This window comes from Achromobacter xylosoxidans, assembly GCF_002192695.1.
GTDB lineage: Bacteria > Pseudomonadota > Gammaproteobacteria > Burkholderiales > Burkholderiaceae_B > Achromobacter > Achromobacter xylosoxidans_C.
In genome coordinates this window covers 126,451-148,886 of record NZ_MTLG01000122.1, presented here as the reverse complement: position 1 = coordinate 148,886, position 22,436 = coordinate 126,451, and the positions used below count along the sequence as shown (strand labels likewise).

Here is a 22,436-nt window from a genome sequence, read left to right as displayed (position 1 = left end):
TTGGGCGGACACCGGCCGTTCACGAAAAACCGCTAAAATTCAAGACTTTCCCGTATTTTTTTCCGGCCTCGCCCACCCGCCGCTTCCGTTCGGACCAGGTCTAGCGACCCGATCCGGCCCCGGACATTGCGTCCGGCGACAGCGACTCTTGATATGCCGGGCCCGCGCCTGGGAGCCCTAGATGCCCATTTACGCTTACAAGTGCAGCGCCTGCGGCCATGCCAAAGACGTCTTGCAGAAGATTTCCGATGCGCCGCTTTCGGTTTGCCCCGAATGCGGCCAGAGCACGTTCTCCAAGCAGGTGACCGCGGCTGGATTCCAGCTCAAGGGTTCCGGCTGGTATGTCACGGATTTCCGTGGCAACGGCAACGGCGGCAGCCAAGGCGCCGCTCCGGCCACCGCGCCGGCGTCTGCTGAAAGTGCCGCGCCCGCCGCCGCGCCCGCGGCAGCTCCGGCCGCCCCTGCCGCGCCCGCTGCCGGTAGCGCCGCTTCCTAGAGCACACGCGATGCGTATGCGCGTCATCAAGAAGTACTTCATCACCGGCCTGCTGATCTGGGTTCCCCTGGTCATCACGGTGTGGGTGCTGGGCTTGCTGGTCGCGACCCTTGAAGGGTTCGTGCCCGGCTTTCTGTCGTCCCAATCGCTGTTCGGCATCGACATCCCCGGTTTCCGCTTCGTCCTGGTCGTGGTGGTGGTGCTTTTGACGGGCATATTCGCGGCCAACCTGATCGGCCGCACCATGGTGGACCAGTGGGAAAACCTGCTGGGCCGCATACCCTTGGTGCGCTCGATCTACAACTCGGTCAAGCAGGTCAGCGATACCGTGCTTGCCCCCAACGGTCAGGCGTTTCGCCGCGCGGTGCTGGTGCAGTATCCGCGCGCCGGCAGCTGGACCATTGCTTTCGTTACCGGCACGCCCAGCGGCGAAGTGGCCGACCGGCTTCCCGGCGACCACATCAGCGTGTACGTGCCGACCACGCCGAATCCCACGTCCGGCTTCTTCCTGATGGTTCCGCGCGCTGACGCCCTGGACCTTCAGATGAGCGTGGACGCGGCATTGAAGTACATCGTTTCCATGGGCGTGGTCGCCCCGGTCCAGGCGGCGACGCCCGTGGACCGGCCGGCCGCTCCCGTCCCGGCTCCCGGCGCGCAAGACGCGCCTCGCGCCGATTCGTAACCCTTACGCTACAACCAAGCACATAAACGGAGTCATCCCGCATGCGTACCTGCTACACCGGCCAGGTTTGCCGTGACCATCTCGGCCAGACCGTCACCCTGTACGGCTGGGTGAACCGCCGCCGTGACCACGGCGGGGTCATCTTCATCGACCTGCGCGACCGCGCGGGCCTGGCGCAGATCGTGTTCGATCCGGACAACGCCGCCTTCGCCACCGCGGAGCGCCTGCGCAACGAGTTCTGCATCCGCGTCACCGGCCTGGTGCGCGAGCGTCCGGCGGGCACCGCCAACGCCGAGCTGGCTTCGGGTGAAATCGAAGTGCTCTGCAAGGAAGTCGAGATCCTGAACGCGTCGGTCACGCCGCCGTTCCAGCTGGACGACGACAACCTCTCGGAAACGACGCGCCTCACGCACCGCGTGCTGGACCTGCGCCGTCCGCAGATGCAGCGCAACCTGATGCTGCGCTACCGCGTGTCCATCGAAGTGCGCAAGTTCCTGGACCAGCTGGGCTTCATCGACATCGAAACCCCGATGCTGACCAAGAGCACGCCCGAGGGCGCGCGCGACTACCTGGTGCCCTCGCGCGTGAACGCCGGCCACTTCTTCGCGCTGCCGCAATCGCCGCAGCTGTTCAAGCAGATGCTGATGGTGTCCGGTTTCGACCGCTACTACCAGATCACCAAGTGCTTCCGCGACGAAGACCTGCGCGCCGACCGCCAGCCCGAATTCACCCAGATCGACTGCGAAACCTCGTTCCTGAACGAATTCGAGATCCGTGAAATCTTCGAAAACATGATCCGCCACGTGTTCAAGGTGGTGCAGGACGTCGATCTGCCGACGCCGTTCCCGATCATGACCTGGACCGAAGCCATGCGCCGCTATGGTTCGGACAAGCCGGACCTGCGCGTGAACCTGGAGTTCACCGACATGACCGACGTCATGCGCGACGTGGACTTCAAGGTGTTCGCCGCCGCCGCCACGGCGCCCGGCAGCCGCGTGGTCGCCTTGCGCGTGCCCGGTGGCGCCGAGATGTCGCGCAGCGAGATCGACGGCTACACCCAGTTCGTCGGCATATACGGCGCCAAGGGCCTGGCCTACATCAAGGTCAACGAAGTGGCCAAGGGCCGCGACGGCCTGCAATCGCCCATCGTCAAGAACCTGCACGACGCTGCCCTGGCCGAACTGGTCAAGCGCACCGGCGCGCAGGATGGCGACATCATTTTCTTCGGCGCCGACCGTGAAAAGGTCGTCAACGACGCCATCGGCGCGCTGCGCGTGAAGATCGGCCACAGCGAGTTCGGCAAGAAGGTCGGCCTGTCGACCGCTGGCTGGAAGCCGCTGTGGGTCGTCGACTTCCCGATGTTCGAGTACGACGAGGAAGACGGCCGCTACACCGCCGCCCACCACCCCTTCACCAGCCCGAAGGACGGCCACGAGGACTTCCTGGAAACCGATCCCAGCAAGGCTATCGCCAAGGCCTACGACATGGTGCTGAACGGTTGGGAAATCGGCGGCGGCTCGGTCCGTATCCATCGCGAGGAAGTGCAGAGCAAGGTGTTCCGCGCGCTCAAGATCGGCGCCGAGGAAGCCCGCGAGAAGTTCGGCTTCCTGCTGGACGCGCTGCAATACGGCGCGCCTCCGCATGGCGGCATCGCTTTCGGCCTGGACCGCATCGTCACGATGATGACCGGCGCCGAATCGATCCGCGACGTGATCGCTTTCCCGAAGACCCAGCGCGCCCAGTGTCTGCTGACGCAAGCGCCGTCCGAGGTCGACGAGAAGCAATTGCGCGAGCTGCACATCCGCCTGCGCAACGTAGAGACGAAGTGACCCCCCCGAAGCGCCGTAGGCGCTTCCCCCCCAGGGGGGCGCCGCTACGGACCGGCGGAGCCCGGATCCGTGCGGCCCGGCTTGGGGGGCGTTGTTTGCTTGCGGCGTGGGGTGCTCGAATGGATGATGGGACCGTTGCCGTTCGAACGCGGCGTGTGCGCCGCGGCGGTGGGAACGGTCTTCTGAATTGGAGTAATCTGGCAAACGCCGCCTGACCTGGCGGTGCTGGCCGGGCTTTTTTCTGCGGCCGGCGGTTTTCCAGTTTTGAAAGGCGCCATTTTCCATGTCGCTCATCCGCGTCGTCAGCTACAACATACATAAGGGCCGCTCGGCATTGGGCCGGCGCGACTCCCTGAACGAATTGCGCCTGGGCCTTTATGGCCTGCGTCCGGATCTGGTCTTCCTGCAGGAGGTCCAGGGCCGCAATGAGCAGAAGTCCCTGCTCGACGCCCAGCACGAATCGCTTGCCGCCGCCTTGCGGCTGGATGTGGCCTATGGCCGCAATGCCATCCGCCATGAGACGGACCACGGCAATGCGCTGTTGTCGCGCTTTCCCATTCTCGACCACGAAAACCTGGACATCTCCGACCACCGGCTGGAGCAGCGCGGGTTGTTGCACGCCCGCATAGAACTGGGCGGGCGCGCGGTGCATTGCTTCGTCGTGCACCTGGGCTTGTTCGCCGGCAGCCGCAGCCGCCAGATCCTGGCGCTGACCGAGCGCATCCGGCGCATGGTGCCGGATGGCGAACCCATTCTGATCGCGGGTGATTTCAACGATTGGGGCGACCGCCTGGCGCCCCTGTTCGTGCAGCAGCTCGGCTTGTACGAAGTGTTCTCGCATGCCCCGCGCAGCCATGGCGGCGAACTGCCGCGCCTGCGCGATTCGGTCAAGCGCCTGAGCAACGCGTTGCGTGGATTGCCCAATGGCGGCGTGTCCGTCATGGAGCGCACCAACCAGCTGGGCATGGGCGACAGTTCACGCCTGCTGTTGCCGCCGCCGCGCACCTTTCCCGCGGTGTTCCCGTGGTTCCGCCTGGACCGCATCTACCAGCGCGGCTTCGCCGTGCGCAGCGCCCGCGTGCTGCGCGGCCGCGAATGGGCCAGGCTTTCCGATCACTCTCCCTTGCTGGCCGAGCTGGAACTGCCGTGAGGGCAGAGCAGTCCAAGCTGGACTGGACGCAGGGCAACGACATCCGGTTGCTCCAGAACGGCGCCGACTTTTTTCCCGCGCTGTGTGCGGCCATCGACGCCGCCCAGGTCAGCGTGCACCTGGAAACCTACATCTTCACGCCGGACCGCACCGGCTCCCAGGTGCTGGACTGCCTGGAGGCGGCCGTGCGGCGCGGGGTCAAGGTGCGCGTCGTGCTGGACGGCTTCGGCAGCGCCGAGTTCGTCGATCCCGTGCGCACGCGCTTGACCAACGCCGGCGCGCAATGCCGCATCTTCCGTCCCGAGCCGCGCTGGTTCGCGCGCTACATTCCGTCGCGCAGCCGCCTGCGACGGCTGCACCGCAAGGTCACGGTGGTGGATGGACGCGTCGCCTTCATCGGCGGCATCAACATCCTTGACGACTACGACGACCAGGACCCGACGGACGGCATTACCGGCCCGCGCTTCGATTTCGCGGTGCAGGTGCAGGGACCGCTGGTCACCGAGGCCGCCTATGCCCAGGAACTGCTATGGGTGCGGCTGAACTGGGCGCGCCTGCGCCGCCATCCGCGCGACTGGAACCGCATGCGCTTGCTCAAGCCGCGCCACGCCGCCGTCGCGCCCTGTGGCGACCTGCGCGCCGCGCTGGTGCTGCGCGACAACCTGCGCTTTCGCCAGACCTTCGAGCGCGCCTATCTGTACGGCATCGCGCACGCGCGCCGCGACATCCTGATCGCCAATGCCTATTTCTTTCCCGGCCGTCAGTTCCGCCGGGCGCTGGCCAAGGCCGCCGCGCGCGGCGTGCGCGTGCGCCTCTTGCTGCAGGGCAAGGTCGAATACCGCATGCAGTACCACGCCACGCGCTCGCTGTACGACCAACTGTTGCGCGACGGAATTGAAATCTACGAATACATGCCGAGCTACCTGCACGCCAAGGTGGCGGTCATCGACAATGTGGCGACGGTGGGCTCGTCCAACCTGGACCCCTTCAGCCTGCTGCTGGCGCGCGAAGCCAACGTGGTCGTGGACGACCAGCCCTTCTCCTGGGACCTGCAGGAACGGCTGGAGACGGCCATCCGCGAAGGAGGGCGCTTCATCCGGCCGCTGGAGTACCAGCGCCGGGGGTGGGTACGGCGCTGGGTCGACGCGGTTTCCTATACCCTGCTGCGCATCGGGGTGGCGTTGACGGGGACTTCGGATAAGTACTGAGGGCGGGGCGTTGGAGTAGAATTCGCCTCAAATTACACGAGTCGGGAACAGCTACACCACGGTTGATTGCCGACGATGGCGACGCGGTCATGAAAACAGTGGCAATCCTGCAGTCGAATTACGTGCCGTGGAAGGGGTATTTTGACCTGATCGCCGCGGTGGATGAATTCGTCATTTATGACGAGGTTCAGTTCACCAAGAACGACTGGCGCAATCGGAACCAGATCAAGACACCGCAAGGTACACAGTGGCTTTCCATTCCTGTCGGCGCGGATATCCAGCGGCGTATTTGCGAAGTGGAATTGCCCGCGGGCCCATGGCCTGAAAAGCACTGGAAAACCCTCGCTGCGAATTACAGACGCGCCCCTTATTTTGACGATGTCGCGCGCTGGCTGAAACCCTTGTATCTGGACGGGCGTTATCAGCGGCTATCAGAATTGAACGTCGCGTTCATCAAGGCCATCTGCGGATATCTGGGCATCGGGACGAAGATCAGCGATTCCTCGGATTTCGAGCATGCGCCCGGCAAGACTGGAAGATTGGTCGGCCTTTGCCGCCAGGCAGGTGCGCAGCGCTATATATCGGGTCCGGCCGCCAAGGCTTATCTCGACGAAAGCGAGTTTTCGGCAGCAGGCATACTCGTTGAATGGTTCGACTATGCGGGGTATCCGGAATATCCTCAATTGTGGGGAAAATTCGAACATGCGGTTTCCGTATTGGATCTGTTGTTCAACTGTGGCGCTGCGTCTTCCCAGTACATGAGATACGTGAAATGAAGCTCTCCGTTGTCGCCACCCTGTATCGGTCCGCGCCCTATATCGACGAGTTCTGCCGCCGAGTCCGGCAGGCGGCGAGAAAACACGCTGGCGATGACTACGAGATCATTCTCGTCAACGACGGTTCGCCCGACGAGAGCCTGGATATCGCCAGGCAGATCGCCTCCCTCGATCCCAGGATCGTCGTAGTGGACCTGTCGCGCAATTTCGGCCATCACAAGGCCATGATGACCGGCCTGGCGCATGCGGGCGGCGACGAGGTTTTCCTTATCGATACCGACCTTGAAGAAGCCCCCGAATGGCTGGCTGAGTTTGCCGCCCTGCGCGCAGAGAGCGACAGCGACGTGGTGTACGGGGTACAGCGGCAGCGCAAGGGCGCATGGTTCGAACGGGTCACGGGCCAGCTGTTCTGGTATACGCTGAAGAAGCTGACCGGCATGCCCTTGCCTGGCAACGTCACCACCGCGCGCCTGATGTCACGGCGCTACGTTCAGGCGTTGTTGCAGCATCAGGAGCGCGAAATTTTCATCGCGGGGCTTTGGTTCATCACGGGCTTCAGGCAGTTGGCTTGCGAGGTCGAGAAGCTGAGCAATTCGACGTCGACCTATACGCTGCGCAAGAAAATGTCCCTGCTTGTGAATTCGGTCACTGCGTTCAGCAATGCACCCTTGATCAGCATTTTCTACCTGGGGCTGCTGATATCGCTGGTGGCCGGCTGCTATATCGTCTTCCTGGTGTTGCGGTGGTGGCTGGAGGACACCTCCATGGCGGGCTGGACATCGGTCATGGCTTCCATCTGGCTGCTGGGCGGGCTGCTGATGTCGTCGCTTGGCGTCCTCGGCATATACGTAGCCAAAATCTACACGGAAGCGAAGGGGCGTCCGTACACGATAGTCCGCGAAGTCTATCGGAATGGCGCGCCATGAATAGCGTCGTATTTCTATGCTCGGGCGGCGGAGGCAATCTCAGGTTCGTGTATGCGGCCATGCAGCGCGGGTGGTTGCCGGGCGCAAGGCTTGCAGGCGTGCTGACCGACCGCGAATGCGGCGCCAGTGAATTTGCCCGCAGCAAGGGTTTGCCCACGCGTTCCATGGATTTTTCGCGGTCGGGGCAGGCGGAAGTGCAGCTTGAACTGAGACGCCTTGCCGCCGATGCGGTGGTGACGAACGTCCACAAGATCTTGACGCCGGAATTCGTGACGGAGTACGAGAATGCCCTGCTCAATCTGCACTATTCCTTATTGCCGGCGTTCGGCGGGGTGATCGGAGTCGAGCCCGTCAAGCGCGCGCTGGAGTACGGCGTCACGCTACTGGGCGTGACCGCGCATCGGGTCTCGGCCGAAGTCGATGCGGGCCGGCCGCTGGTGCAGGCGGCGATTCCGGTGGAGCCGGGTGATAGTGTAGATCTCGTCATGGATGTGGTGTTCCGCGCCGGTTGCTTGGCATTGCTGGAAACCTTGAGAGGTCAACTGCATATTGCGGGGCATGCCCGTGCGCGGGTGCTGCGGCTATGTGGCAGGGACATCATGTTCAATCCATTCGGTACCGTCGGCATCGAATGGGAGGACGAGGCGTTTTGGCAGGAAGTGAAGGCGCAACCCGCAGCGGAACCATCCTCGTGCTGAATCCGGACCGGCGCTCCGGACGATCCGGCTACCGCTTTCAGTTGTTGCGCTATGCCCTGGTCGGCGTGGTGAGCAACGCCCTGGGATATGCGATCTATCTGCTGGTCACGCACCTGGGCATGGCGCCCAAGATAACGGTTACGCTGCTCTATGCCGTAACGGCGGCATTGGCATTTTTCGGAAATCGGCGCCTGACCTTCCAGAGCAGCGGCCGCATGCTCGGGCCGGCATTGCGGTATGTGCTTGCCCACGGCGTGGGGTACTTGATCAATATTGGCCTGTTGGCGCTATTCGCCGATCGCCTCGGCATACCCCATCAATGGGTTCAGCTGGCCGCCGTCTTCATCGTCGCCGGATTCATGTTCTGCGCGCTTCGCTGGTTTGTGTTCGCCGATACGGCGAAAAGGTAGATGGGATGAAGCAATGTCTGGCGTGCAGCGCCGTATTTCCCCGGGAGCAGCCAGGGTGTCCGTCGTGCCACGCGAAACCCGTTCTTGTCGATGGCTTCGAAGCCTACGCGCCGGAGCTTGCCCGCGAGGGAGGAGGCTTCAAGGAAAGCCATTTTTCCGAACTGGCGAGCCTTGAGGAAGGTCACTTCTGGTTCGAGGCGCGGAACGAACTGATAGCCTGGGCTATTGAAAAATACTGTGCCGATCGCGAGAGCTTCCTCGAAATCGGATGCGGCACGGGATTCGTGCTGTCTGGCATGGCCAGGCGGTTTTCATTCGCCAGGCTGCTGGGCAGCGAAATCTTCTCACAGGGCCTGCATTTCGCGGCGCAGCGTGTGCCACAGGCCAGCTTCATCCAGATGGATGCGCGCAAGATTCCGTTTTCCGGGGAATTCGACGTCATCGGCGCGTTCGATGTGTTGGAGCATATCCAGGAAGACGAGGCCGTGCTGCGGCAGGTTCATCAAGCGCTCAAGCCCAAGGGCATGCTCCTGCTGACGGTGCCTCAGCATGATTGGCTATGGAGTCCCAGCGACGATTATGCTTGTCATGTTCGGCGCTATTCGGCCCGGGATTGCCATGCCAAGCTGCGTGCGGCGGGATTCCATATCGTGCGCAGCACCTCCTTCGTGTCCCTGTTGCTGCCTTTGATGATGGCGTCGCGCCTGAAGAAGCGCAAGCAGGGCGGTGAATTCGATGTGACCGACGAGTTCAAGCTTTCGCCCAAGTTGAACTCCATCCTGTACCGCGTGATGAAGGGTGAGGCCTCGCTGATCAAGGCGGGCGTCGATTTTGCGGCGGGCGGGTCCCGCTTTGTGATTGCTCAACGGATTGAAAAGCAATGAAGGCAATTATTCTTGCGGGCGGCACCGGCTCCAGGCTGTATCCGCTGACCCAGGTAACCAGCAAGCAATTGCAGGCGGTCTTCGACAAGCCGATGATCTACTACCCCCTGACCGTTCTGATCGCAGCGGGGGTGCGCGAGTTCTGCCTGATCTCCACGCCGCATGATTTGCCCAAGTTCGAGAATCTCCTGGGAGATGGCCGCCACTGGGGAATCAGCATCGAATACCGGGAGCAGGCCAAGCCGGAAGGCATCGCGCAGGCATTTCTTATCGCCGAGGATTTCATCGCCGGCGAAGATGTTGTGCTGATGTTGGGGGACAACATCTTTTCGGGCGGCGGCGATTTTCCGCGGGCGATGGCGGAATTCCGCGACGGAGCGGCGATTTTCGCCTATCACGTGAGGGATCCCGAACGCTATGGCGTGGTCGAATTCGACGCCAAGGGCAACGCGCTCTCGCTTGAAGAGAAACCGGCAAAGCCCCGCAGCAGCTATGCAGTGCCCGGCGTGTATATCTATGACAAGGATGTCGTGGATATCGCGCGAGGCCTGAAGCCATCGGCCCGCGGCGAACTCGAGATCACCGACGTCAACATCGAATACCTGCGCCGGGGCAAGCTCAAGGTAAACAGGCTCAGCCGCGGTTTCGCGTGGCTGGATGCCGGCACCAGCTCCGCGTTGCAGGAGGCGTCCGCCTATATCGAAGCCGTGGAGCGCCGCCAGGGCGTCAAGATCGGCTGTCCGGAAGAGGCCGCGCTCGTGCGCGGATTCCTGAGTCTGGGCGCATTCGAAACGTTGGTGAGCGAATTGCCCAATTGCCAGTATCGGGACTACCTCCGCAGCGTTGCGGACGAAACCAAACGGTTTGGAGGCGCACAATGAGCGAGCAGCGGCTCGATTTCAACAAGCCCTATCTGACGGGCAAGGAAACGCAATACATAGCCCAGGCGCTGGCCAGCCAGAAGCTGGCGGGGGATGGCGCCTTCACCAAGTTGTGCCACGATTGGTTTGAGCGGCACGTGGGGTGCGCGCGCGGGTTGCTGACGCATTCCTGTACCGCCAGCCTGGAAATGTCGGCCATGCTCTGCGACGTGAGACCTGGCGACGAGGTGATCATGCCCTCGTACACCTTTGCGTCCACGGCCAACGCATTTGCCTTGCGCGGCGCGGTGCCGGTGTTCGTCGATGTGCGCAAGGACACGATGAATCTCGATGAAGCGCTGCTGGAGCAGGCTATCACGCCGCGAACCAAGGTGATCGTGCCGGTTCACTACGCAGGCGTCGCCTGCGAGATGGACGCGATCTTGGCTATCGCGCGGCAGCATGGAATCCGGGTAGTCGAAGACGCGGCGCAGGGCATCATGGCGAACTACAAAGGCCGTCCGCTGGGCAGCCTTGGAGATCTGGGAACCTTCAGTTTCCACGAAACCAAGAACGTGATCTCAGGGGAAGGGGGGGCGTTGCTGGTCAATCACCCCGAACTGGCGATGCGGGCCGAGATCATTCGTGAAAAAGGGACGGACAGAAGCCGCTTTTTCCGCGGCGAAGTGGACAAGTACACCTGGCAGGAAGCGGGATCGTCCTATCTGCCGAGCGAATTGATTGCTGCATTTCTCTGGGCTCAGCTGGAATCGGCGCGCGACATCACCGAACAGCGCTTGGCCATCTGGGATCGATATCACGACGCTCTGGGGCCGCTGGAAGCCCGGGAACTGCTGCGGCGGCCCATCGTGCCCGACGGTTGCGAGCATAACGCGCACATGTACTACGTCTTGCTGCCGGCATCAGTCGACCGCCGGCAGGTGATCGAAGAGTTCCGGTCACGCCAGATCTACCCTGTATCGCATTACGTGCCATTGCATTCCGCGCCGGCGGGCCTGCGCTATGGGCGCGTGGCAGGCAGCATGGCGGTCACCGATCAGTATTCCGAGCGGCTGCTGCGCCTGCCGTTCTGGGTGGGCCTGACACCCGCGCAACAGGATACGGTGGCCGAGGTGCTTGAGGCCGCTTTGCACAAGCGGGCTTAGCCGGCAGGGCGGCGAAATCGCAGCAATCCCAGTGCGAGTGCGGTGCCGACCAGGATGATGGCGGCACCCACCGCGATCGAGGGCGTGATGCTCTCATCCAGAAACCATGACCCCCAAAGCACGCCGAAGATCGGCACCAGGAAAGTGACGCTGACGGCGCCCGTCGGGCCGACATTGGCGATCAGGCGGAAGAAGATGATGTAGGCCGCGCCCGTGCACACCACGGCCAGCAGGATGGTGGCGATCCAGGCCTGCATCGATGCCGGTGCTTCGGGCCAGTGGGTGACCGCCAGGGGCAGCAGCACCAGCGTCGCGCCTATCATGCTGCCGGTGGCGTTGGCCAGGGCATCCACGCCGGTCAGGAAGCGCTTGGTCCAGTTGGCCGCGATGCCGTAGAACATCGGCGCGGACACGGCCGCCAGGACCGCCGGCCCGGTGCCGCCGTCGCTGAAGTTCAGTTTGTCCCACACCAGCACCACGATACCGACCACGCCTATCATCAGACCCAGGGATCGCATCCAGGGCAGCTTGTCCTTGAGCCACAGCCAGCCGATGACCGCGCCCCATACCGGCGTCACCGCATTGGCCACCGACAGGAAGCCGGCGCCCAGGGCTTGGGCCGCGTAGGCGAACAACAGGAACGGTACGGCCGCGTTCAGCACACCCACCGTCAGCAGCGCCTTCCAGTGCTGAGCGATGATGGGCAGCTTGCCGCGCCACAGCGCGGCGGGCAGCAGGACCAGCGCGGCCAGGCCCACGCGCAGCTCGATCAGCGCGATCGGTCCGAATTCCGGGACGGCCAGGCGCATGAACAGAAAGGAGCCGCCCCAGACGGCGGCCAGGAGCAGTAGATCCAGCAAGTTGCGTTGACGCATGTTCAGTCCCGCGTGGGGCTCATTTGCGGTTCGTGGCCAGGTTCTTCATCTTGACCCGGTAGGCCAGCAGGGCGCAGGTCAGCGACAGGACGATACACAGCACCAGGCCCGCGCGCACTCCGTTTAGTACCGTGCTATGGGAAATGATGATGCCGACCACGGCCGTCCCCAGAGCGCTGCCGATGGCGCGCGTGGTCTGGACCAGGGCGGAAGCCACGCCCACGTCCCGCCGCTCGCTCAGCATCTGCATGAACAAGGTCAGGTTCGGCAGCAGGAAGCCCAGCGCACAGCCGTTGACGAAAAAGGCGGCCAGGATCCACCAGGCGGAGGTGCCCGGCGAGATCAGCAGCACCATCAGCGAACCGGCCGCCAGCAGACAGCCCCCGAACACCATCAGGCGCTGCGGTTCGGTCTGCTTGGGGAACAGCCGGCCGTTGATGATGCTGCCGACCGAAATCGCGGCAACCAGGGGCGTGAGCAGCAGCCCGGCCTCGCTGGGGGTGTAGTTCAGCACCTGCTGCAGCAGCAGCGGGCTGTAGAAGATCAGCACGAACATGACCGCGCCCACCATCATCGCCGCCAGGTTCAGCAGCCGCGATTCGGCTCCGCCCAGCACGCGCAGCGGAAAGATGGGTGAGCTTACGCGCCGTTCCGTGGGAATCAGGATGGCGATGGCCGCCACGCCCACCACGGCCAGGGCCAATCCCAGCATGGGATGGGCATGGTCGCCGCTGGCAAACGCCAGCTCCAGCGCGGCCAGCGGCGCGCCCACCGCCAGGACCAGCAGGATGGCGCCCAGCCAGTCGATCTTGCGGCTGCCGTCGTGGATCGGGCGGATACGGGGAAAGTAGCGGGCCAGCAGGAAAAACGCGCCCGCGGCCGCGATCGGCGCGATGAAGAAGGCCGCGCGCCAGCCCAGCGCCTGCGTCGCCGCCCCGCCCAGGACCGGGCCGATGCCGCTGGCCATGGCGAACGCCGCTGATACCAGCGCCATCCACCGCACTCGCTGCTTGGCATCGGGGAACAGGTCCGCCGGCGCGGCGAACGCGGTTGCGATCATCATCCCGCCGCCTATGCCCTGCAGCGACCGGAAAATGATCAGCTGGGTCATGGTCTGCGACAGGCCACAGGCGATGGAGCCGAGCGCCACGATCAGCACCGATAGCAGCATCAGGGGCTTGCGGCCGAACATGTCGCCCAGGCGACCGAAAATCATGATGGATGCGGCGGTGGCCAGCAGGTAGCCCGTTCCGACCCAGGCGTATAGCGCCATGCCGTTCAGCGCTTCGGCCACGCGCGGCAGGGTGGTGCTGATGATGGTGGAATCCAGCGCGGCCAGGACGACTGTCGCCGAAACCCCCGCCATGCCCATTAGCAGGTCGCGTCTTGTATGGGCGGGTGGGGGCGTGGGTGAGGCGGGTGGCGGCGTCATGCCGCAAAGCATATCACCGGCGCGTCAGGGATTTCACTTATAGAAGGTGTGATAGCCCCAGAAAACCGCGATGACCAGCACCACCATGATCCAGGACCAGCGCGAGTTGGATAGCCCGCGCGGTTCGGGTTCGGGGGGCGGGGGCGGCGGTGCAAGACGGGGCTGGGCGGCCATGTAGTCGATGAAGGTGGCGAAGAACTTCTGGATGATCTTGTCGCCGGCCTTGAGCAACATCCCCTCACCATATTCCGCCAGCTTGCCGCCGGTCATGCAGGCGACGGTATAGGCGACCCGCGTGCCTTGGTCCTTGGTGCTGAGATTGATTTGCGCGGTTCCGATGGCCAGGCAGGCGGCGCGGCCCTTGCCTTCGAAGACCAGCGTGCAGCTGTTGTGCGGGTCGACGTCGGACATCAGGATTTCGCCATCGTAGTCCGTGTCGATGCCGGCAACCTTGGCGTGCAGCTTGACGGCGTACTCGGTCGGACTGAGTCGGGCGACCTCCACGCAGCCCGGAATACATCGCTGCAATACGGCGGGGTCGGTCAGAGCATCCCAAGTCTGGTGCTGGGTCGAAGGAATCCACTGGGCATCTGCAATGCGCATGGCTGTCTCCTTGCTTGGTACAGTCCCGTCTTCATTGTGGACCCAATCCGCGCAAAACGCCAATATCCGCCTGATCGGATCAGTAGCCCCATCGAACAGGCAGGATGCGCGGAGTAAAATCATGGCCTCTCCACCGTCCTCGGCCGGTGCTCCTTTTTTTACGCATATTGCCTATGACTATCCTCGTTACCGGAGGTGCCGGTTTCATCGGAGCCAATTTCGTGCTCGATTGGCTGGCGCGCAGCGACGAGTCCGTCATCAACCTGGACAAGCTTACCTATGCGGGTAACCCGCAGAGCCTTCGGGAGCTGGATGGGGACAAGCGGCATGAACTGGTTGTTGGCGACATAGGCGATGCCTTGCTCGTCAACGATTTGTTGAAGCGCCATCGGCCGCGGGCGGTTATCAACCTGGCGGCGGAATCACACGTGGACCGTTCCATATATGGGCCGGAAGCGTTCATCCAGACCAATATCGTTGGCACGTTTCGATTGCTGGAGTCGGTAAAGGCCTATTGGGGCGAACTGGATCCTGCGGCGCGCGCCAGTTTTCGTTTTCTGCACGTGTCGACGGACGAGGTCTATGGCTCATTGCCCGTGGATGGCGATGCGTTTACTGAAACGCACCGGTATGAACCCAACAGCCCATACTCGGCGAGCAAGGCTGCCAGCGACCATCTTGTGCGTGCATATCACCACACCTATGGCTTGCCGTTACTGACGACGAATTGCTCCAACAACTATGGTCCCTTCCAGTTTCCGGAGAAGCTGATTCCCCTGGTGATCGCCAACGCGCTGGCCGGCAAGCCTTTGCCGTTGTATGGCGATGGCCGGCAAGTGAGGGACTGGTTGTACGTGAAGGACCATTGCAGTGGCTTGCGCCGGGTGCTGGAGGCAGGCCGCGTGGGTGAAACCTACAACATCGGCGGTTGGAACGAGCGTCAGAACCTGGAAGTGGTCCAGGCAATCTGCACCTCGCTGGACGAGTTACGGCCTCGGGCGGACGGCGTTTCATATAAGCAACAGATCGCGTTCGTCAAGGATCGGCCCGGCCATGACCGTCGTTATGCCATCGATGCATCGAAGATCAGCGATGAGCTGGACTGGCGCCCAGTGGAAACATTCGCCACGGGTCTGAGCAAGACCGTGCGGTGGTATCTCGACAATGCTCAGTGGGTGGAGGACATCGTCAACGGCGCCTACCACCGAAACTGGGTTGACGCGCATTACTCCGAGTAGCTTTCCTGCGGACTGTCCGGCCCGACGTGCTGTTCATCGGGCAGGCCTTCGGGGGGGCAGGATCAGTTTGCGGGCGGTAGCGCAACGCAGCAGTACCCGCCCTTGCGGAGGACGTTAAGGCCGGAAAGCGCTGCCGGCAGGTAATTGCACTGAGTGATCGCGCCTGGCGATTCGAGCGCTTGCAGAAAGCGTACGAGCTTGTCGCCAGGCAGATCGCCGCCATACGCCAGTTCTGATACATAGAGCGCGTGTATCGGCCGACGCAGGTGGCTGAACGCGTAGTAGGTCAAATGGTCCACGACCAGATGCGCCGCGCCGTCGCCGCGTATGCCGCATTGGTTCGTCAGTTCCCGGATGGTTTCGCGCCGCTTGTCGAAGTCCAGCGCAGGAACCGACAGCCATTGGTCGGGCACTGTGGCGTCGGGAGGGTCGGAACGCTTCCACACCTCCGGGGCGAGGTACGCGGCGAAGATCGACATGCTGGCCAGCGCGAACAACAAGCATGCGCAGCGTGCAAATTGCAGGCTGGGCCGCACCAACCATCTGGGCGTGTGCGCAGGCAATGCGAGCAGCAGCATCATGAGGACCAGAGGCAAAACCTGTGCGGCGCCGTAGAAAAACCAATATTTGTAGAAAAACAGGTTGGCGCAAAGTCCCACGGCCAAGGCAGCGGCGAGCAGCGCCCGCGGTGTTGCCACTTTTTGGCGCAGCCAGGTTACCGGCAGCCATAGCAAACTGGCGGCCAAAGTGCCAAAAATGGCGACCTCGATCAGGAGTCGGATGATAGGGTTCATCCAAGTCGCCATGGGTGGCACAACCATGGGAGGCAGCCAACCCGATTGGTAGGTCGCGGCAAACATGACATGTTCCGCGATCTTGCCGGGCGCGCTCAACAGATTGCCGACTCCCTCAAGCAGGAAGGCCGCCGGGGCGTGGAACAGCAGCGAGGGATTCAGGAAGTTGCCGGCCAGGGTGGCTTGTACTCCCGGCGCTTCCGGGCAACTGGATAGCGTCGATCCCCAGCGGTATGTGGTGTAGGCGGTCCACACTACGAAGGTGATGAGCAGCCAGCGGATAGCCGAAGAACGGTGTCGGGTCACGAACCACGTCGCGAGCAGCACCGCAGGAGCGAAGAAGATGCTCTTCGGATGTACAAAAAAGAAGGCCGAGGCTACGGGAAAGTACAGCATGGGCCATACCCATGAGATTTTTCCATCGTTCTGCTGGTTCGCCGTGGCCGTCATGCAGAAGAACATCAGGCCCAGGGTGATCCATTGTTCGGGCCGGGCCATCACCCAGAGAAAGGGAAGTGCGCCCAGGGCGGGCAACACCATGAGCGCGGACAGCCGACTCAATGTGGCGCGCGCGTTGTGAGCGCTGCGCCGCGCCCAAAGGCCGAAGCAAGCCACTATCGCCAGCGCCGTGGCGACTCCCGCCAGCCGTAGGCCCAGGGGGGAAAGGTTGCCGTACAGAACGGAAAAAAACGCGGCGCCCGGGTAGAACGGCCAAGGCAGGGGGGAATTGAACACCGCCCGGCATTGAGGAAAGAAGGAGACCAGTATGCCATCAGGTTCGAAGAACCTGGCTTGGCCCCACTTGGTGACAACTTCATCCGAGTACAGCGGCAGGCCCGAACCCGCGATCAGAAGTGTGGCGAAGACGCCAAGAACCAGGAGGGAAAGCAGATCTCCCGCCGCGACCAGGCGGTCTGCAGGCCGGGGCGCCGTACTGTTATTGGCTATCATATGCGCGGAGGGGATGGAGTCACTGGCCTGGCGCGATTATACGGGCGAGGCGAGGGCGCACCACGCCTGCATGCGTGGCGGCTTTCGCAGTACGATGCGTCCGCAGCGCAGAAGCTGGAATGCCCTGAATTTTGTATCCTTGATGAACATCGACATGAATATTGGACGACCCGATTGCCCCATTTCCCTCGCGGGAGGTGCAGTTTGCGCACGTTGATTGTCAGTCAGTATTTCTGGCCGGAGGGTTTCCGGATCAATGAGATCAGCAGCACCTTGGCCGAGCGCGGGATGGAAATCGATGTTCTGACGGGGAAGCCGAACTATCCGGAAGGAAAGATCTATTCAGGTTACCGGATGTTTGGCGTGCAGCGTGAGCAGTTCCACAACGTGAATATCACACGGGTGCCCTTGATTCCCCGCGGCAAGGGGGCGGTCCGCCTGACGCTGAATTACCTGTCGTTCATTTTCTCGGGGGTGTTGTTCGGGCCGTGGCTCATGCGCCGCAAGTCCTACGACGCGGTTTTCATCTGTGCCCTGTCGCCGTTGTTGCTGGCCATACCTGGCCTGCTGCTGGCGAAGATCAAACGCGCGCCGGTGGTGATCTGGGTATTGGATCTTTGGCCGCAGAGCCTGTCGGCGACGGGCCATGTCAAAAACCGCTTTGTGTTGGGCGTGGTCGAGAGGATCGTGCGGTTCATTTATAGCCGAGCCGACTTGATACTTGTCCAGTCGGAAGCGTTTGTCGAGCCGATACGCAAGCTCGCGCCGGGCAAACCCATTGAGTACTATCCCAACTCGGTCGACGACAGTTTTTCGCAGGTGCCCACGGAAGCGCCACCCGAGGTGCCGGGGCTGGACGGCGAGTTTGTCGTCATGTTCGCGGGTAATATCGGCGCTGCGCAGGCTGTGGAAGTGATAGTCGCTGCCGCCGCGCTGTTACGCGAGCATCAAGGCATCCAGTTCGTTGTTCTGGGGGGCGGCAGCCGTAGGGAGTGGATGCAGCAACAGGTGGCGGCGCTGGGCCTGAAAAACTTGCACTTGCCGGGCCGCTTTCCGGTGGAAACCATGCCTGCATTCATGCAGCGTGCGTCGGCATTGCTGGTCACGCTGGCTGACCAGGAAATCTTCGCAGCCACCGTTCCCAACAGGGTGCAGGCCTATATGGCGTCGGGCAAGCCTATCCTGGCGTCCCTCAATGGCGAAGGCGGGCGGCTGGTGGAAAAGGCGCAGGCAGGCATCGCAGTACCTGCCGAGGATGCGCAGGCCTTGGCTGCGGCCATCAGACGCCTTGCCGACATGCCGCAAGAGGCGCGGGCACGCATGGGTGAAAATGGGCGGCGCTACTACGAAGAGCATTTCAACCATGATCGGCTGGTGGATCAATTGGTCGAGGTGCTGGAAACGGTATCGCGTGAAAAGTCAAAATCGGCGTGAACCCGCCGCCTGATGCAGTCAGGCAAGGGACGCGACGGCCACGCCTCTGTGGCGCCGAAACTTGAATGACAAAGGCGCTCGGGTACGACCGCACCCGGGCAATATCGAATCTGCTAGAGAAAATTGTGAAGAGAGTATTTGATCTGTTGCTCAGCCTGTTTGCCGCACTTGTGCTGCTGATACCGGTGATTATCGTTGCGCTCATGGTCAGGCTGACTTCGCCCGGCCCTGTGCTGTACTGGAGCGACCGGGTGGGCCGCAACAACCGCATTTTCAAGATGCCCAAATTCCGCAGCATGAAAGTGGATACGCCGGCCGTTGCGACACATTTGCTGCCCGATCCCGCAGCATGTCTGACGCCTGTCGGAGGCTTCTTGCGCAAAAGCAGCCTGGACGAACTGCCGCAGCTGTGGAGCATTATCGTCGGCGACATGAGTTTTGTCGGACCGCGCCCCGCGCTGTTCAATCAGGATGATCTGATTGCTCTGCGGACCGAGGCCGGCGTGGATGCGCTCACGCCGGGATTGACGGGATGGGCCCAGGTCAATGGCCGCGATGAATTGCCGATCCCCGACAAGGTCCGCCTGGATATCGAATACATGGAAAGGCAGTCCGTATGGTTCGATATCCGCATTCTCTGGATGACTTTCGTCAAGGTGCTGCGCCGGGACGGCGTTTCACATTGATTCGGGCAAGCCTCTTTTTTCAGAGCGTTTGTCCCTGAATATCCATCGCAAGATTGAGTAGATAACCACGGGAATCAAGGTCCAGATCAACCCGTGGTCATAAAAAATGGGGCCCTCGCCGGGAACCTGAGAAAAATGATATCCGGCAACGGCGCCCATGATGCCAAAGGCGCCCACGGTTGCGCTTGCGGTAATCGGCAGGCACGTGATCAGCGCCATGACTATGGACGCACAAACCATGGCGAAGAGTGCAATCGGCCACCCTCCAAGCGAGTAACCCGAGATGTGGACGGCTGCGGGAGCTGTGCCACGCCCTTCGAAGCCGTCGCGGCCGAAGACCCGGGTATAGATGTAGGTGCTGGGGCGACAAGCCGGTCCCACACGGGCCTGAGCCAGGATGCCGCCGCATACATAGCCTTCTTCAGTGAACACCTGATAGTAGAACGGGTACAGGATCGCCATGCGGGTCAGGCCGGAAAATAGCGTTTCCGGAGCCCGGGTGAATGCCAGTTTGGGAGTATCCAGAGCCTCGCTCAATACCCCTTTGTTGGGGCGGACTTCTGGCAATGTGTGCGGCGGTGTTCCGGGTGCCGATGCTTCTGGCGCGATTACCGAGGGGGCAGCGAGTTCGGGAGGAGGCGCGTTGCTGGAACTGTCCGCGTAGCGGAATACATGGCTGGAAATCACCAGATAGGTTGCGAACAGTGCGACGGTACCGATTCCAGCTTTGATATATGGGCGCCTCTGGCTGTGTGCGAAAACGGTCAGAATCAGAGCGGCGGCAAAGACCAGGAACGGCCATTTCATGTTCAACAGGACCATATAGAGAGCCACCAAGCTGGCCACAACTACGGTGGTCACCTTCCAGAACAGAGCCGAGGAGCGGATCCATCGGATTTGCGCATATACCGCCAGGAACGGCAGGATGGACATCAGGACAGCCATGGTCCAGAAGCGCAGTCCGCTAAGTATTTGAAACCGTATTTCGACCGACGAGACCGCGTCGGTGCCCGTGCCATAGAGTGAAAATGCGTTGGCCTTCCACAAATGATATCCCACGTGGCCCAATGCGAGGCCAGCTATTACCAAATAATCAATGCGTCGGATTTCCGGAACGCGCGCGCAAAGCCGATGTACCGGTTTTTCCAGGTAGCGCCGCACCAGAATCACCATAATGGGGGTCATCAGGAATGGCAAAAAAAGCAATAACCAATATAGTGGGGTAAATATTGTAGGGAAGTTGTATATGATGGCGTAGCTGGGGATTTTTTGTAGTTGTGCTCGGCCGAATGGAGTGGCAAAAAGTAAATTTCCAAGAACAACAGTGAGGAAGAACGCCGCCAGAAAAATAACCGGCGACATGTTCCTGATAATCCAGGGTCGTAGCGTGTCGTTCTTCAATCTATAGTCCATGGATTGCCAAGTCTTGCAGGAGTATAGGCAAATGCTGTCGCGCCGCGTACTGTCCATAAGTCCTAAACTGTAGCGAAGTGTGAAGGTCAAGATAAGCTGATCCGCTATCAGACGCAAGTATTCCGTTTGCCTACCCCGCCAGCCCCCGACTTGCCATCCGAAGTGTGTAGTCAGATCCTGACGTCATCCGGGCCTTGTTTCGAGGAGCCCCAGTTTGGTGCATAGGCCCAGATGGAAGTACTTGACCTTCAGGCGTACGCCGCAGGATCTATCGAGCCCGTTACTTACAACCCTGCACCGCATACGCAAAACGAAGGGGTCATCTCGCATTGGCGAGATGACCCCTTCGTTTTGCCAGAGTTGATACCCGGTGCGAGGCGTGAAGTGCCTAGTCAGGCATCCAGCTTCGCCATATGGTGGTCGACGCCTTGTTCCGGTTTGCGGTGCTGCCCGATGGAGACGAAGAGCAGGATCGCAATAGGAATCATGAAGGCGAAAATGCCGTGAGGATAGGTGAAGCTTGCAATCAACGGCACTTGGGTAAGGTAGTAGGAAAACGAGCAAGCGGCTACCGTGAAACCAAGGAACAGCGGACTCCTGCTGGCGGCGCCGACCGTGCCGAGGACCCCAAGGAACACGCCGCTCAGGATCATCACGCAAATTGACCAGAACATTCCCAATTCACCGTATGCAGATAACGTCGCCGGTGCCGGCTGCTGGCCCTGTGCCCAATCTACTTCAGGATACATCGCGTTGAAGACCTTGATGGGTAACACGCAATGTGCCTCCGGCATATGCAGGAGCTTGCGGACCAGATTTCCCTGGATGCCGCAACGCTCCGATTCATCGTCGAAAATCGCTACGTAAAAGGGCATGGCTGCCGCCATGCGATGCAGTGCGTCGCCGGACAGCCGCTTTATGTAGGACGCAAGCAGGTTCGTATCTAGCTTGACGGCCGGCTGAACGAGCGTAGGCGCAGGAGGGGCGGTCGTCGGAGGGGGGGGCTGTCTTCGGGCGCGTCCGAGGGCGTTTCCGGGATATCAATCGGCGCCATCGCCTGAGGGAGTTCTTCTATTTTTGACGTAGATTCCGGTTGCTGCAGAGCGCTGGCCAGCTCTACCTCCATCGGTTCTGGTGGGGCTGGGTACATTGCGTAGCCGGTGAGGACAAACGCGAGAACCGAAACTACGGTGACGATAATCATGTATTTCAATTTGGCCCGCGTCAAAATGAACGCAACGACCATCATGATCAGGTAAATGAGTATTTGAGCCTTCGAGTAGGTGGCAGTGATGATGAACAGGAAGAAAACGAAGGTCGCCACGAAGAGGATCAAGTCTTGCGCCTTGCCACCCTGCTTTACGTATGCGATGAACGCCAATATCGGAATAATAAGATTGATTCCGTAAGCGAACGCAAAAAAGACGAAACCAGTATTTTCCAGAAGGTTCAGGCGGCGGGTGGTTTTTGCAATGTAGTCGCCGCTAGATAGCAAGCCAAGATCCAAGGCGCCTGCCGCGTTCAGCGTGAAAAGGCAATAAGCAGCGCTCGTGAGCGCGATTAGCCACAGCACCGAGGTATTAATTCTCAGATCGTATGAGGCCACTTTATTCAAGAGCGGGAACGGGCGCTTTAAGAATTTGACCGTCAACCAAGCCGCAATCGGAACGACAATGAGGGGCAGATAAAGAAGGGCAAGATAGGTAGGTGAACCGATCGACTCGTATGCCTTCGTTGCCATCGGCCCCCATCGGTTCGTAATATATTCCGCCCCGCCAGGCATCAAATAGACGGTGGCAGCCAAAACCGTGGTAACGAAGTACGAGAACAAATATAGAACCGTTGGCATCGAGATGGTTATTTTTCTCTCGAACGCCAAGTTTCCGTGCTTCCAGAAATTGCCTAACATCTGTTGATGCCTTTCC

Annotated in this window: 22 protein-coding genes; 15 read left to right on the top strand and 7 right to left on the bottom strand. The window is 61.4% G+C overall.

Annotated features, from left to right (window positions below; all coding sequences use genetic code 11):
• Positions 1 to 181 precede the first annotated feature (181 nt).
• From BRO63_RS31130 to rffA, 12 genes are all read left to right on the top strand, one after another.
• Positions 182 to 496: an FmdB family zinc ribbon protein gene (locus BRO63_RS31130; protein ID WP_088143427.1), complete on the top strand. Its 315-nt coding sequence runs from the start codon at positions 182 to 184 to the stop codon at positions 494 to 496.
• Positions 497 to 512: 16 nt separating this feature from the next.
• A complete protein-coding gene (locus tag BRO63_RS31125; RefSeq protein WP_373557806.1) occupies positions 513 to 1,178 on the top strand; it encodes a DUF502 domain-containing protein in 666 nt (221 codons plus the stop codon).
• 41 nt (positions 1,179 to 1,219) lie between these two features.
• Positions 1,220 to 3,007 carry an aspartate--tRNA ligase gene (gene aspS, locus BRO63_RS31120; protein ID WP_088143425.1) on the top strand — a complete coding sequence of 596 codons (1,788 nt, stop codon included), beginning with the start codon at positions 1,220 to 1,222 and terminating at the stop codon, positions 3,005 to 3,007.
• 283 nt (positions 3,008 to 3,290) lie between these two features.
• On the top strand, positions 3,291 to 4,157 hold the full coding sequence (locus BRO63_RS31115; protein WP_013396896.1) for an endonuclease/exonuclease/phosphatase family protein: 867 nt from the start codon (positions 3,291 to 3,293) through the stop codon (positions 4,155 to 4,157).
• Positions 4,154 to 5,365, top strand: coding sequence for a cardiolipin synthase ClsB (clsB, locus tag BRO63_RS31110; RefSeq protein ID WP_088143424.1), 1,212 nt, complete (start codon positions 4,154 to 4,156; stop codon positions 5,363 to 5,365). Before BRO63_RS31115 ends, clsB begins: the two co-directional genes overlap by 4 nt.
• 89 nt (positions 5,366 to 5,454) lie before the next feature.
• A complete protein-coding gene (locus tag BRO63_RS31105; RefSeq protein WP_088143485.1) occupies positions 5,455 to 6,141 on the top strand; it encodes a WbqC family protein in 687 nt (228 codons plus the stop codon).
• Positions 6,138 to 7,067 (top strand): glycosyltransferase family 2 protein, encoded by a 930-nt coding sequence (locus BRO63_RS31100; protein ID WP_088143423.1) that lies wholly within the window; start codon positions 6,138 to 6,140, stop codon positions 7,065 to 7,067. The genes BRO63_RS31105 and BRO63_RS31100 overlap by 4 nt, the downstream gene beginning before the upstream one ends.
• The gene (gene purN / locus BRO63_RS31095; protein ID WP_088143422.1) at positions 7,064 to 7,765 is read left to right on the top strand and encodes a phosphoribosylglycinamide formyltransferase; all 702 of its coding nucleotides are present in this window, start codon (positions 7,064 to 7,066) and stop codon (positions 7,763 to 7,765) included. Before BRO63_RS31100 ends, purN begins: the two co-directional genes overlap by 4 nt.
• Positions 7,759 to 8,175, top strand: a complete 417-nt coding sequence (locus BRO63_RS31090) for a GtrA family protein (RefSeq protein ID WP_218824128.1) — start codon at positions 7,759 to 7,761, stop codon at positions 8,173 to 8,175. Before purN ends, BRO63_RS31090 begins: the two co-directional genes overlap by 7 nt.
• Before the next feature lie 5 nt (positions 8,176 to 8,180).
• Positions 8,181 to 9,059: a class I SAM-dependent methyltransferase gene (locus BRO63_RS31085; protein ID WP_088143420.1), complete on the top strand. Its 879-nt coding sequence runs from the start codon at positions 8,181 to 8,183 to the stop codon at positions 9,057 to 9,059.
• On the top strand, positions 9,056 to 9,940 hold the full coding sequence (gene rfbA / locus BRO63_RS31080) for a glucose-1-phosphate thymidylyltransferase RfbA (protein ID WP_088143419.1): 885 nt from the start codon (positions 9,056 to 9,058) through the stop codon (positions 9,938 to 9,940). The genes BRO63_RS31085 and rfbA overlap by 4 nt, the downstream gene beginning before the upstream one ends.
• Positions 9,937 to 11,085, top strand: coding sequence for a dTDP-4-amino-4,6-dideoxygalactose transaminase (rffA, locus tag BRO63_RS31075; protein ID WP_088143418.1), 1,149 nt, complete (start codon positions 9,937 to 9,939; stop codon positions 11,083 to 11,085). The genes rfbA and rffA overlap by 4 nt, the downstream gene beginning before the upstream one ends.
• Here the strand turns inward: rffA and BRO63_RS31070 are convergent.
• The 3 genes from BRO63_RS31070 to BRO63_RS31060 form a co-directional block, all read right to left on the bottom strand.
• Complete coding sequence (locus BRO63_RS31070; protein ID WP_088143417.1) at positions 11,082 to 11,960, bottom strand: DMT family transporter; 879 nt, start codon at positions 11,958 to 11,960, stop codon at positions 11,082 to 11,084. The genes rffA and BRO63_RS31070 overlap by 4 nt on opposite strands.
• Before the next feature lie 19 nt (positions 11,961 to 11,979).
• On the bottom strand, positions 11,980 to 13,332 hold the full coding sequence (locus tag BRO63_RS31065) for an MFS transporter (RefSeq protein ID WP_256943445.1): 1,353 nt from the start codon (positions 13,330 to 13,332) through the stop codon (positions 11,980 to 11,982).
• Between the two features lie 93 nt (positions 13,333 to 13,425).
• Entirely contained in the window at positions 13,426 to 13,995 is a 570-nt protein-coding gene (locus BRO63_RS31060; RefSeq protein WP_088143415.1) for a CoxG family protein, read from the bottom strand.
• A 173-nt stretch (positions 13,996 to 14,168) separates the two neighbouring features.
• On the opposite strand from BRO63_RS31060, the gene rfbB reads away from it, so the two are divergent.
• Positions 14,169 to 15,233: a dTDP-glucose 4,6-dehydratase gene (gene rfbB / locus BRO63_RS31055; RefSeq protein WP_088143414.1), complete on the top strand. Its 1,065-nt coding sequence runs from the start codon at positions 14,169 to 14,171 to the stop codon at positions 15,231 to 15,233.
• A gap of 62 nt (positions 15,234 to 15,295) precedes the next feature.
• On the opposite strand, the gene BRO63_RS31050 is transcribed toward rfbB, so the two are convergent.
• The gene (locus BRO63_RS31050) at positions 15,296 to 16,978 is read right to left on the bottom strand and encodes a hypothetical protein (protein WP_088143413.1); all 1,683 of its coding nucleotides are present in this window, start codon (positions 16,976 to 16,978) and stop codon (positions 15,296 to 15,298) included.
• 204 nt (positions 16,979 to 17,182) lie between these two features.
• Between BRO63_RS31050 and BRO63_RS31045 the strand changes: the two genes are divergently transcribed.
• Both BRO63_RS31045 and BRO63_RS31040 read left to right on the top strand, forming a co-directional pair.
• Positions 17,183 to 18,412, top strand: coding sequence for a glycosyltransferase family 4 protein (locus BRO63_RS31045; RefSeq protein ID WP_088143412.1), 1,230 nt, complete (start codon positions 17,183 to 17,185; stop codon positions 18,410 to 18,412).
• Between the two features lie 125 nt (positions 18,413 to 18,537).
• Positions 18,538 to 19,098 carry a sugar transferase gene (locus tag BRO63_RS31040; RefSeq protein WP_088143411.1) on the top strand — a complete coding sequence of 187 codons (561 nt, stop codon included), beginning with the start codon at positions 18,538 to 18,540 and terminating at the stop codon, positions 19,096 to 19,098.
• Here the strand turns inward: BRO63_RS31040 and BRO63_RS31035 are convergent.
• From BRO63_RS31035 to BRO63_RS31025, 3 genes are all read right to left on the bottom strand, one after another.
• Positions 19,090 to 20,499: a hypothetical protein gene (locus BRO63_RS31035; RefSeq protein ID WP_143219531.1), complete on the bottom strand. Its 1,410-nt coding sequence runs from the start codon at positions 20,497 to 20,499 to the stop codon at positions 19,090 to 19,092. The two genes, BRO63_RS31040 and BRO63_RS31035, sit on opposite strands and share 9 nt — an antisense overlap.
• 404 nt (positions 20,500 to 20,903) lie before the next feature.
• Entirely contained in the window at positions 20,904 to 21,386 is a 483-nt protein-coding gene (locus BRO63_RS31030) for a hypothetical protein (protein ID WP_143219530.1), read from the bottom strand.
• Between the two features lie 68 nt (positions 21,387 to 21,454).
• Positions 21,455 to 22,420 (bottom strand): hypothetical protein, encoded by a 966-nt coding sequence (locus BRO63_RS31025; protein ID WP_088143408.1) that lies wholly within the window; start codon positions 22,418 to 22,420, stop codon positions 21,455 to 21,457.
• Positions 22,421 to 22,436 lie beyond the last annotated feature (16 nt).